8 protein-coding genes are annotated in these 13,220 nt (G+C 37.7%); all 8 read left to right on the forward strand.

Going from position 1 to position 13,220, the window contains the following annotated elements; translation table 11 throughout:
* The first annotated feature begins 107 nt into the window (after positions 1 to 107).
* The 8 genes from DSM02_RS03370 to DSM02_RS03405 all read left to right on the forward strand — a co-directional run bounded on the left by DSM02_RS03370 (position 108) and on the right by DSM02_RS03405 (position 13,213).
* Positions 108 to 770, forward strand: a complete 663-nt coding sequence (locus tag DSM02_RS03370) for a basic secretory protein-like protein (RefSeq protein WP_128764343.1) — start codon at positions 108 to 110, stop codon at positions 768 to 770.
* A gap of 145 nt (positions 771 to 915) precedes the next feature.
* On the forward strand, positions 916 to 3,414 hold the full coding sequence (locus DSM02_RS03375) for a glutaminase family protein (RefSeq protein ID WP_240673969.1): 2,499 nt from the start codon (positions 916 to 918) through the stop codon (positions 3,412 to 3,414).
* 184 nt (positions 3,415 to 3,598) lie between these two features.
* On the forward strand, positions 3,599 to 4,678 hold the full coding sequence (locus DSM02_RS03380; protein WP_128764344.1) for a Gfo/Idh/MocA family protein: 1,080 nt from the start codon (positions 3,599 to 3,601) through the stop codon (positions 4,676 to 4,678).
* 156 nt (positions 4,679 to 4,834) lie between these two features.
* The gene (locus DSM02_RS03385; RefSeq protein WP_128764345.1) at positions 4,835 to 7,108 is read left to right on the forward strand and encodes a GH92 family glycosyl hydrolase; all 2,274 of its coding nucleotides are present in this window, start codon (positions 4,835 to 4,837) and stop codon (positions 7,106 to 7,108) included.
* An 11-nt stretch (positions 7,109 to 7,119) separates the two neighbouring features.
* Positions 7,120 to 8,568: a Gfo/Idh/MocA family protein gene (locus tag DSM02_RS03390; protein WP_128764346.1), complete on the forward strand. Its 1,449-nt coding sequence runs from the start codon at positions 7,120 to 7,122 to the stop codon at positions 8,566 to 8,568.
* A gap of 156 nt (positions 8,569 to 8,724) precedes the next feature.
* The gene (locus DSM02_RS03395; protein WP_128764347.1) at positions 8,725 to 9,837 is read left to right on the forward strand and encodes an alkaline phosphatase; all 1,113 of its coding nucleotides are present in this window, start codon (positions 8,725 to 8,727) and stop codon (positions 9,835 to 9,837) included.
* Positions 9,838 to 10,051: 214 nt separating this feature from the next.
* Positions 10,052 to 11,023 (forward strand): glycoside hydrolase family 43 protein, encoded by a 972-nt coding sequence (locus DSM02_RS03400; protein WP_128764348.1) that lies wholly within the window; start codon positions 10,052 to 10,054, stop codon positions 11,021 to 11,023.
* Positions 11,024 to 11,041: 18 nt separating this feature from the next.
* Positions 11,042 to 13,213, forward strand: coding sequence for a beta-L-arabinofuranosidase domain-containing protein (locus tag DSM02_RS03405; protein ID WP_128764349.1), 2,172 nt, complete (start codon positions 11,042 to 11,044; stop codon positions 13,211 to 13,213).
* Positions 13,214 to 13,220: the final 7 nt, after the last annotated feature.

Here is a 13,220-nt window from a genome sequence, read left to right on the forward strand (position 1 = left end):
CTATAGAACTTATCATAATTACAAAAAAAATGTTTTAAATAGTAAAACGTTTTACCATCTTAAAAATATTATAATTCCCTAAAATAAAGCAAACTAAATCTTTAAAAATGATAAAAACACTTTCTAAATATTACATACTCGCTTTAATTGCTGTTGTAATTTCTGGCAATTTACAAGCACAAAAGTATACATTAACCTATACGAGTCAAGATGATACCTTAGATCCTTCAATTCAAAAAGGAATTGAGAAAATCTTTAAAAAAGTATATCCAAAACTGGTAAAGGATTTCAATAAAAATTCTCAGAAGCATGTGACCATTAAAATTGATACGGCTTATGATGGTGTTGCTTATGCACATCAGGGAGCGATCACTATTAGTTCAGCTTGGCTTCATAAAAAACCCGAAGATCTTGATTTAGTAACCCACGAATTGATGCACTTAGTTCAATCATATCCAGGCGGAGCTGGCCCCGGCTGGTTAACGGAAGGAATCGCAGATTATGTGCGCTATAAGTATGCCTTAGATAACGACGGAGCAGGATGGTCATTAACTCCTTTTAGTCCTAATCAAAAATATGAGAACAGCTATAGAATCACTGCGCGTTTCTTGCTTTGGATTACTCAAAATTATGATAAGAATCTGGTTAAGAAACTAGATTATGATTTGCGTAATAAAAAATATACAGCTCAGACTTGGAAGGACTATACAGGTAAAACTGTAGATGAACTTTGGCAGGAATATGCATCTAAACCTAGTGTGAATTCTTAATAAGCCTTATATCCTAAACCTTTTTCAAAGGGTTTGGGATATTTCAACAAAGTAACACCATGAATAATTTGAGAATAGTGAAGGGACATTCAAAAATTATATTCCACGTTGTGGAGAAAAACCAGAAATAATCAAATTTTAAATTATGAAGAAAAACAGTTTATTGATGCTGAGTCTCTTATGCGTATTTGCATACTCCTGCAAAGAGCAACAAACTACAGCCCAAAACGAAAACGATGTAATTTCAGGAAGTGCCTCTTTACGAGCTCCGGCCTATCCTCTAATTACACATGACCCATACCTGAGTATCTGGTCTATGGGTGATGAGTTGAACGGAAGCCCTACAAAACATTGGACAGAGAAAGACCATTCCCTTACCGGCGTGCTTCAGTTAGATGATAAATTCTATCAGTTTTTAGGCATGGAAAGTAAGGTTTGGGATGCTGTACTACCGGCTTCAGATGAGGAAACCTATACTGTTTCTTATTCTGAAACTAAGCCTGATGAGAATTGGATTATGACAGATTATGATGCTACTTCCTGGAAAACCGGCGAAGCTCCTTTTAGCGATAATAAAAGTATGGCTAAAACATCTTGGACGAGTGATGACTTATATTACCGCCGTACCTTTAATTTAGAAAGTACAGACCTTGAAACTCTTTATTTAAAATTAAGTCACGATGACAACGTAAAAGCCTGGATAAATGGTGTACAGGTTGCAGATATTAAAGGTTGGCTAGATAGCTACAAATACCTTCCGCTTTCTAAGGAAGCTATGAGCACCCTTAAACCTACTGGAAATGTTTTAGCGATTCACATACGCAATACTGCTGGCGGACAATTTTTGGATGCAGGTTTAGTTACCGAGGCTAAATCAGAAAATAATATAGAAATTCAAAAAGCTAAACAGCTTAATGTTGCATTAAGAGCCAATCAAACCGAGTATACATTTGATGCAGACGGTACTCAGATTGCAATCACGTTTACTTCTCCCCTGCTTATAGAAGATCTGGATATTTACAGCAGACCCATCTCGTATATCAATGTAAAAGTTTATGGAGATGAAAGTCATAATGCAAAACTTTATCTAGGTGCTTCTTCAGCAATTGCAGTTAATCAGGAAGTTCAGGAAGTTGAAGTTTCAGAATATACTAACGGAGATCTAACGGTATTAAAAGCTGGCACCACTTCTCAACCGGTTCTTGAAAAAAGAGGTGACGATTTACGTATAGATTGGGGATATCTTTATGTAGCTGCTCCATCAGCAAATACAACACAGTACATCTCAGAAACTGCCCAGGGTCTGGATGCTTTTGTCTCTGGAGAAATTTCAGATACAAACGAGAAAACTACTGGTAAAAATTTAATTTTAAATACGGTTGCAGATCTTGGTGAAATTAATAGTGAAGGTAGCGAGCAACTATTTATGATAGGTTATGATCAGGATGAAGCAGTTAATTACTTTGGAAACAATCTTAAACCCTGGTGGTCTAAAGATGGAGCAACTATGGATCAAGAGTTGACTAAGGCCTACACTGATTATGAGAGCGTAATTAGCAAAGTGCACAACTTTGACGAACAACTCTATAAAGATGCTCTGGAATCTGGTGGTGAAAAATATGCAGATCTCTGTGTCACAGCTTACAGACAAGCTATTGCTGCGCACATTCTTGTAGAAGCGCCTAATGGAGATATTCTTTTTCTTTCTAAAGAAAACAACAGTAACGGTTCTATCAATACAGTAGACGTCACCTATCCTTCTGCTCCTTTATTTCTAGTATATAATCCAGATCTTTTAAAAGGAATGCTTAACGGGATCTTTTATTATAGCGAAAGTGGAAAATGGAAAAAGCCTTTCCCAGCTCATGACCTTGGTACATATCCTATTGCTACCGGCCAAACTTATGGTGAAGATATGCCTGTAGAAGAAGCTGGAAACATGCTGATTCTTACTGCTGCCATTGCACAAGCCGAAGGAAATGCAGATTACGCAAAAGCGCACTGGGCTACCCTAACAACCTGGGCAGATTATTTAATGCAAAGCGGTTTTGACCCTGCAAACCAACTGTCTACAGATGATTTTGCCGGGCATTTAGCGCGTAATGCAAACCTCTCAGTAAAAGCCATTATGGCTATCGCCGCGTATGGAAAATTAGCAGAGATGTTAGACAATAAGGAGACAGCAGAAAAATATACGGCGGCAGCAAAAGATATGGCTCAGAAATGGAAGAATATTGCCGCAGACGGTGATCATTACACCCTTGCTTTTGAAAGTGAAGGCAGCTGGAGTCAGAAATATAATCTTGTGTGGGATGAGATTTTAGGTCTTGACATTTTCCCAAAAGACGTTCAGGAAACTGAAGTTGCTTATTATCTTAACAAGCAGGAAGCTTATGGCCTACCATTAGATAGTAGAAAAACCTACACAAAATCCGACTGGATTTTATGGACAGCTACGCTTGCTCATAATGATGCTGATTTTAAAGCTTTGATGGAGCCGGTATGGGATTTTGCAAATACTACTCCGCAACGAGTACCTTTAAGTGACTGGCACGAAACCACTAACGCAGATAAAGTAGGCTTTAAAGCTCGCTCTGTAGTAGGTGGCTATTTTATCAAAATGTTGAAAGACCAATCTAATTAATACCGGATTTTATTTAAGTATTCACTTAATGAGAATATTCTTTATTTAGCTTAATTACGCTAAACACAAAGCTTATTCAACACAAGTCAACAATTTAACTTTAAAGTAAAGGAGGGTTTGTTATTAGCGATCAAAAAGATATTATTAGCAAACCCTCTTTTTATTAATAAAAAACAATCTCAAAATGAGAATATTTAGAAAAATCAGTTTCCTTATTGTTTTAATTATCTCGACAGTATCTAATGTTTTAGCTCAGGAAAAACTTAAAGTAGTTGTTGCAGGATTAAGTCACGACCATGCGCACATCATTATGAATGCATATCGTAATAACGAAATTGAACTTCTAGGAATTGCTGAAGCAAATGAAAAACTTGTGGAACGCTATCGCAAATCTTATGGATTTCCAAAAGAAATAGTTCATAATTCATTGGAAAGTGTTTTAATTAATACAAAGCCTGATGTTGTTCTTGCATACAATCCAGTTTCAGAACATATTGATGTAGCTCAAATATGTATGCCTTTAAGTATTCCTGTTATGGTTGAAAAACCATTGGCGACAACTCTCAAACAGGCAAATAAAATGGCAGCACTTTCTAAAAAGTACAACACACCTCTACTTACTAATTATGAAACAACCTGGTATAAAAGCATTCATAAACAAAAAGAGTTGTTAGAAGACTCTAATGAAGACATCATAAGAATGGTCGCTCGTGACGGACATCAAGGTCCTAATGAAATTGGTTGTAGCAATGAGTTTCTTAATTGGCTTACTGACGAAGAAAAGAATGGAGCAGGTGCATTATTTGATTTTGGTTGTTACGGAGCAAATTTAATGACCTATTTTAAAAACGGAGAAAAACCTATTTCTGTAAAAGCAGTAACCCAGCAGCTCAAACCAGAATTATATCCCGATGTTGATGATAATGCTTTAATTGTTTTAGAATATAAAAACACAATTGGTATTATTGAAGCGAGTTGGAACTGGCCTTATAATATCAAAAATTTTGAAATATTCGGTACAAAAACTTCTTACGATGCGGTAAAAGAGAATACCCTTTACAAATATTCATCACATGATGATCCTGAGAAAGTTAGCTTAAAAAAAACCTATTACGATAGTCATATTGATTATTTAAAGGACTACTTATCAGGAAAAATTAGCCCTTCTAATGACCTTTCGTCATTAGAAAACAATTTAATTGTTATTGAAATCCTTGAAGCTGCAAAAAAATCTGCAAAAAGCGGAAAAACTATAAATCTGTAGATTACTATTTTGAATAAATTTTACAATAATCTTAAAATATTGTAAATAAAATCTAGTTATACCTAAAACGTTTTACTATATTTAAGCCTGTATTTATCAATCGATGTAGATTTACATTCAATTTTCTGAATGATATAGGCGTATTAAACCATAATTATGATAGTTAGATTTAGTGTACTTCTAATCATTTTTACCGGCTGCTTAAAATTAACTGCACAGCAAGAGCTGGCAGATTATGTCAACACATTACAGGGAACAAATTCTAAACACGAATTAACCCGCGGAAATACTTACCCAACCACTGCTCTTCCTTTTGGGATGAATACGTGGACTCCCCAAACCGGTAACAACGGTGATGGCTGGAAATATCAATATTTTAAAGAAACCATTAGAGGTTTTCAGCAAGCGCATCAATGCAGTTCTTGGAGTAATGATTATGCCGTTTTCTCTTTAATGCCCGTAACTCAAACCTTAAAATTGAATGAGAATGATCGTCAATCGGGATTTTCTCACGATAATGAAACTGCAAAACCGCATTACTATCAAGTCTCTTTAGAAAATGGCGTAAATACCGAAATGGCTCCCACAGAACGCGGGGTTCACATGCGGTTTTCTTATCCTAAAAGTCAGAAAGCATTTCTCGTATTGGATGGGTATACAGGTTTTAGCAGCATCAACATAGACGAGAAGAATAAACGCATAACCGGTTATTTACATAATGGTCGCGGTATGGATCGCTTTGAGCATTTTAAAAATTACTTCGTTATTCAGTTTGACAAGCCTTTTAAAACTTTTGGCACCTGGGATAATATAACTGGCGAAAAAAAGGGTCAAGCAATTGCTGCCGAAGGTAAAGGCAAAGGAGCGTATCTTCAGTTTAAAGATGGCGCTAAAGTTCAGGCAAAAATCGCTTCTTCTTACATAAGCCTTAAACAAGCTGAGGTTACTTTAAAAACCGAATTAGGCAAAGCCAAAAATCTTGAAGCGACAGGGGCTAAAGCAAAAAAAATATGGAATACACATCTGAATAAAATACGTGTTGAAGGAGGTTCTGAAGCCGACTTTAAAACATTCTACTCTTGCTTTTTTAGAGCGAGTTTATTCTCCAGAAAATTCTATGAAATCAATGAGGCCGGAGAGCCTTATTATTTCAGTCCATATGACGGAAAGGTTCATGAGGGCTATATGTATACAGATACTGGTTTTTGGGATACATTTCGCGCTCAATTTCCACTTAATGCTTTGCTTTATCCAGAAATGCACGGGCGCTATGTCGCAGCTCTTTTAGATGCATACGAGCAATGTGGGTGGTTACCGTCTTGGTCCTTCCCTAGCGAAGCAGGTAGTATGATAGGCAATCACGCCATCTCACTTTTAGCAGATGCCTGGGCAAAAGGTATACACACTTTTGATCCTGAAAAAGCTTTAAAAGCTTATTACCACGAAGCTACAGAGAAAGGCCCTTGGGGGCCGGCAAACGGGCGTCACGGTCATAAAGAATATTATACGCTGGGTTATGTTCCCTACCCAAAATATGGAGAGGCGACTGCAAAAACCTTGGAGTATGCATATGATGACTTCTGCGCATACAATTTGGCAAAAATGACAGGTAATGCTTTTTATGAAAATGTATTTGGTCGTCAGATGTACAACTATAAAAATGTGTGGGATGACTCAGTAGGTTTTATGCGTGGACGAAAAGCAAACGGAAGTTGGGTTGAAGATTTTGATCCCTACGAATGGGGCGGGCCCTTCACTGAAGGAAATGCATGGCATTACGTATGGTCTGTATTTCAGGACCCTAAAGGCTTGATAGATCTTATGGGAGGTGAACAGCAATTCAATACAAAAATGGACTCGGTTTTTAGTGTTCCTAATACGGTGCATGTAGGTACTTACGGCGGAAAAATACACGAAATGACGGAGATGCAACTAGCAGATATGGGCCAGTATGCTCACGGAAATCAGCCTATTCAACATATGATCTATCTTTATAACTATTCTGGTCAACCTTGGAAAACCCAGAGTCGAGCTAGACAGGTAATGAGCAAGCTTTACAACTATACAGAAAACGGATATCCCGGTGATGAAGACCAGGGTCAAACATCATCGTGGTATGTTTTGAGTGCAATGGGTTTTTATAGCGTTTGCCCAGGCACAGATGAATATGTGTTAGGAAGTCCGGTTTTTGAAAAAACAACAATAACTTTAGAAAATGGCAATGAATTTGTGATTTCAGCAAAAAACAATTCAGATAAAAATGTTTTTATCAACACAGCCAATCTCAACTCTGAAATCTTTACTAAAAACTATTTAACTTATAGCCAAATTATAAATGGAGGGTCTTTTGATCTAGAAATGACTAACACTCCAAATAAAACCAGAGGCTTAAAAGAAACAGATAAACCCTTTTCACTTACAGAAAATTAAAACTCAAAAACATGAAAGAAAACAAAAATTCCCATTCTGGTCACAGAAGAGATTTTATTAAAAAAGCATCTATTGCTTCACTAGGTATATCTATTGTACCCAGACACGTATTAGGTGGTGTAGGTTTTACAGCACCCAGTGATAAACTAGTAGTTGCCGGGATTGGTGTAGGCGGAAAAGGAGAAAGTGATATTAAAAGTTTTGCAGATTCTGGCAAGGCAGAAATCGCATTTTTGTGTGATGTAGATGATCGCAGAGCCGCAAACTCTCGAGCTCGCTTTCCTGGCGCAAAATATTATAAAGATTATCGCGAAATGCTAGAAAAAGAAGGCGATAAAATAGATGCAGTTTCAGTTTCTTCTCCAGACCATAACCACGCGGTACAAGCGATGGCTGCAATGAAAATGGGGAAACACGTTTATGTTCAAAAACCATTAACTCACGATATTTATGAAGCACGTCAACTCACTGAAGGCGCAGAAAAATATAAGGTAGTTACCCAAATGGGAAATCAGGGAGCTTCTAACAATGGTACTCGTTTAATGAGCGAGTGGTATGATGCAGGACTTATTGGCGAGATTGAAGAAGTTTATTGCTGGACAGACAGACCCGTCTGGCCTCAAGGAATCCCTTGGCCTCAAACCCCAGATACTGTTCCTAGTGAACTGGATTGGGATCTGTGGTTGGGTACAGCTCCATATAAAGAATATGTAGGTGGTTTAGTTCCTTTTAACTGGCGAGGCTGGTGGGATTACGGTACAGGTGCATTAGGAGACATGGGTTGCCACCTGGTTGAAGTTCCTGTACGTGTACTTAACCTTAAGTATCCTAAAGATGTACAGTGTAGCGTAGGAAGTGTGTATGTAGATGAATTTAAACGCGGATATTTCCCGGATAGCTGCCCTCCTTCTAGCCACGTTACAATGACTTTCCCTAAAACAGATAAGACTAAAGGCGATATCAAATTACACTGGATGGACGGTGGTATTCAACCAGCACGACCTGAAGAATTAGGTCCTAATGAAGTTTTTGGTGATGGCGGAAACGGTGTATTATTTATAGGAACTAAAGGTAAAATGATGTGTGGTACGTATTCTGAAAATCCACAATTGCTTCCTACTTCTAAAACTGAAAGAACTAAAGTTGCTGAGAAATATGAGCGCGTTCCGGGAGAAGCTAACGGGCATTATGCACAATGGGTAGAAGCTGCTCTTGCAGGTTATGGCAAAAAAGAAGTGAGTTCTCCATTTAGTGTTGCAGGACCATTAACCGAAACTTTATTGATCGCAAATCTTGCCATTAGAGGTTTTGATGTTCGTAAAGAACTTGAAGGGGGCAGAGTAGAATATCCGGGGCGTTATATTGAAATGCTTTGGGATGCCGAAAAGATGCGTGTTACAAATTTTGAAGAAGCGAATCAGTTTGTAAAACGTAATTATCGAGAAGGCTGGAAATTATAGAAATTTTGCTTTTATTATAATTCGGGGTCTGCTGCCTAAGGCTTACCCCTTTTTGAATAAAAATTTTGTATGAGTAATTGATAACCAAACACTTTTTTAAAGTTTTCTATCAATTACTCATAATTTTTATATTAAATACCTCCAATAAGAATGCTTATGAAAATTATCAGAATTGTTTTGACCTGTCTTGTCTTTGCTTTGGCATCTTGCAAATCAACTCAAAAAGCACAAAAAATAACCTCAACACCAAAAAATGTAATTCTCTTGATAAGTGACGGGACAGGTTTATCTCAAATATCCTCCGCCTTTTACTTTAAAGATCAAATGCCAAACTATGCTCGCTTTAATACAATAGGCCTCATAAAAACGTCATCATCTCAAGAAGATGTTACAGATTCTGCTGCTGGAGCTACAGCATTTGCTTGTGGCATCAAGACGTATAATGGTGCTATTGGGGTAGATGATGACAAAGCTGATGCAAAGAATTTAGTAGAACTAGTTTCGCAAAAAAATGTCAAGACCGGGATGATAGCAACTTCTTCAATCACTCATGCTACACCCGCAAGTTTTTATGCGCATACAGCAAGTAGATCTTCTGAAGAAAAAATCGCAGAATATCTCGTTGATTCTGACATTGACTTTTTTGCAGGTGGAGGCCTTCAATATTTTAATAAACGAAAAGACAATCAAAACCTACTTAATAGCTTTAAAGAAAAAGGATTTACTATAAATACAAATACTCTTGATGTTTTTGAAAATATAAAATCTAAGAAAAAAGTGGGGTATTTACTGGCAGAAGGAAGCATGCCAAAAATGGAAGATGGGCGTAAAAATTTTCTATCACAGGCTATAGACCTGGGCACTCAGTACTTGAGCAAAGACAAATCACCTTTTTTTATGATGGCAGAAGGTTCTCAAATAGATTGGGGTGGTCATAATAATGACGCTCCGTATTTAATTTCTGAACTTCTTGACTTTGATAATGCTATTGGAAAAGCATTAGACTATGCAGAAAAAGAAGGTAACACGCTAGTAATAGTAACTTCAGATCACGAAACTGGTGGTTTCACTTTAGCTGCAAAAAAGAAAAAGAGAGATGATGGTAGTGAATACAGTGACTATAGTGAGATAGGCCCTACATTTTCAACGGGTGGTCATTCCGCAACACTCATTCCTGTTTTTGCCTTTGGACCCGGTGCAGAACACTTTGATGGCATCTATGAGAATACAGCAATTTTTGATAAAATTCTGGAAGTAACAGGCTGGTAAATCTAGATATAGATTTTCATCCCTCTTGTTTATAACAACACCTAATCACGGCTAAGATTTAGACTTTATCCATTTCGTGATTTTAATGTATAAAAGTCTAAAAATTGATGATTGATCAAAAAAGAATGAAAACGTCTTTAAAACAAAAATATTTTACGCAACTAAAACGTTTTACGTTAACATATGCTTATATTTAAAACCTCAATTATATTTTATGAAAACATTATACTCAATACTTACTATATTAACCCTTACCAGCAGTTGCGCACAAAATGAAGTTGCTAATAACAATCCAGTTTTCCCCGGTTGGTATGCAGATCCTGAGGGGATCATATTTGATGACACCTATTACATCTACCCAACTTTTTCTGCTCCTTACGATAAGCAAGTTTTTTTAGATGCATTCTCCTCTCCGAACTTAACAGACTGGACCAAGCATGAGCATATACTAGATACCGCTGCAATTAAGTGGGCAAAACGTGCCATGTGGGCACCTTCAATCATAAAAAAAGACAGTAAATACTACCTCTTTTTTGGAGCCAATGACATTCAAAGTGACGCTGAATTAGGTGGGATTGGTGTTGCCGTTAGTGATTCACCCGAAGGTCCTTTTAAAGATCATTTAGGAAAACCGCTTATTGGTAAATTTCATAATGGAGCACAACCTATAGATCAGTTTGTTTTCAAAGATAAAGACGGTTCGTATTACTTGTACTATGGGGGATGGAGACATTGTAATGTGGCCAAACTGAATGATGACTTCACCGGTTTTATCCCTTTTGATGACGGAAGCATATTCAAAGAGATCACTCCTGAAAGTTATGTTGAAGGACCATTTATGTTTATCAAAGACGGTAAATACTACTTCATGTGGTCTGAAGGTGGATGGACCGGACCTGATTATAGTGTTGCCTATGCGATTTCTGATTCTCCTTTTGGACCTTTTGAACGTGTCGATAAAATATTACAACAAGATCCTGATATCGCAACCGGTGCAGGGCATCATAGTGTGATTCATGCTAAGGACTCTGAAGATTATTATATGGTTTACCATCGCAGACCCCTTGATGAAACAGACCAAAACTCCCGCGAGACCTGTATAGACAAAATGCACTTTGATGAAAACGGCCATATTAAACCCGTAAAAATCACAAATGAAGGTGTTGCTGAAGATCCGCTCCAATAAATTTAAAAATTTCACAGAATGCAAAAACTAAAGTGCTTAGCTGTCATTGCCGGTTGTCTTTTTATGATTTCCTGCGATAATTTTAAAGAACATAAACTAGAGATTTCTACTGTCGTTGTTCCCTCTGTTGCTAGCACTAATGCAAATTATGTAAGTAATCGTACTCCCCTTACACCGAGCCCACTGATTAAACTCCCGCTAGGGGCTATAAAACCAGGGAGCTGGCTTAAAGAAAGCTTACAGCGACAAGCAGATGGTCTTATGGGTAATCTGGGTGAAATAAGCGCCTGGTTACAAAAAGAAGATAACGCTTGGCTGTCTGAAGACGGTACTGGATCTTGGGGGTGGGAAGAGGTCCCTTACTGGTTAAAAGGTTATGCGAACACAGGCTATATTCTTCAGGATTCTTTGATGATTAAAGAGTCTCAGATCTGGTTTGAAGCTGCGCTCAAAAGTCAACGTGAGGATGGCAATTTTGGACCAAAAATGGTTTCAGATCGTGATGGTTCACAAGACTTTTGGTCAAATATGATCATGTTATATTGTCTTCAATCTTATTATGAAGCGACTCAAGACCAGCGTGTAATTGATTTGATGACCAATTATTTTAAGTATCAAAACAGTGTGCCTGATGACAAGATGTTATCTGGTGTGCATTACTGGCAAACACTTAGAGGGGGTGATAATCTGTACAGTGTGATCTGGTTGTACAACCGCACAGGCGATAAATTTTTACTGGATTTAGCCGAAAAAATTCATCGTACTAATGCAGACTGGACGAAGCATGACAATTCATTAGATGAGATTCATAATCATAAAGAAACCCGCGACGGATCAGAGTTTCCTGAATGGTATAGTAAATTGATTGACTGGCACAATGTAAATGTTGCACAGGGTTTTAGAGAACCAGCTCAGTACTATCAACTGAGTAAAAATAAAGAAGACTTAAAAGCTACTTATGACGATTTTAAAATCATAAGAGAATATTTTGGTCAGGTTCCAGGCGGAATGTTTGGTTCTGATGAAAATGCACGCCCGGGATACAGCGATCCGCGTCAAGGAGTTGAAACCTGCGGAATGGTCGAGCAAATGAATTCTGATGAGCATTTATTGCGCATCACAGGAGATATTTTCTGGGCAGATCACGCCGAAGAAGTAGCATTTAATACCTACCCTGCTGCGCTAATGCCAGATTTTAGATCGCTGCGCTACATCACCAGTCCTAATATGGTTATGAACGATGATCAAGATCACAGCCCGGGAATTGCGAATTCCGGACCGTTTTTGATGATGAATCCATTTAGCTCGCGTTGTTGCCAGCATAATCACGGACAAGGCTGGGCTTATTTTACCGAAAATTTATTTATGGCTACTCCAGACAACGGGCTCGCAGCTGTTTTATACGCTGCAGGTTCAGTTACTGCAAAGGTGAATGCCGGTAAAGAAGTGACGATTACTAATGATTCAAATTACCCATTCACTGAAAGTTTAGATTTTACCGTAAACACTTCAAAACCGGTTAAATTTCCGTTGTATTTTAGAATTCCAGCGTGGGCAAAAGATGCTTCAGTTGCTTTAAATGGCAACGAGCTTGAAGCTAATCCTTCTGCTAATACTTATTTACGCATTAATCGAGAATGGAATGATGGTGATAAAATAACACTAACACTTCCAAAGGAATTGAGTTTAAGAACTTGGGAAGCCAATAATAACAGTGTAAGTCTTGATTATGGTCCATTGACATTCTCATTAAAAATAGACGAAGAATATAGTAAAGAAGACAGTGCACAAACTGCTATTTGGGATTCAAAATGGCAAAAAGATGCAGAGGTTTCAAAATGGCCATCTTACGAGATACATCCTGCCTCCCCCTGGAACTATGGGTTGATTTTAGATAAAAATAATCTCGAAGACTCTTTTACGATAGAAACAAAATCTTGGCCAGATGACGATTACCCCTTCACGGTTGATGCCGCTCCACTTGTTATAAAAGCAAAGGGAAAACGCATCCCGCAATGGACTATAGATCAATATGGTCTTGCCGGCGAATTACAGCAAAGCCCTGTAAAATCTGAAGAATCTTCAGAAACAATTGAATTAATCCCTATGGGAGCGGCTCGTTTGCGCATCAGTGCATTCCCGGTAATCGGAGAAGACGACAATGCTACCGTTTGGAATATCACTAAATAAACCTTTA

The organism is Leeuwenhoekiella polynyae (assembly GCF_004104075.1).
Lineage (GTDB): Bacteria > Bacteroidota > Bacteroidia > Flavobacteriales > Flavobacteriaceae > Leeuwenhoekiella > Leeuwenhoekiella polynyae.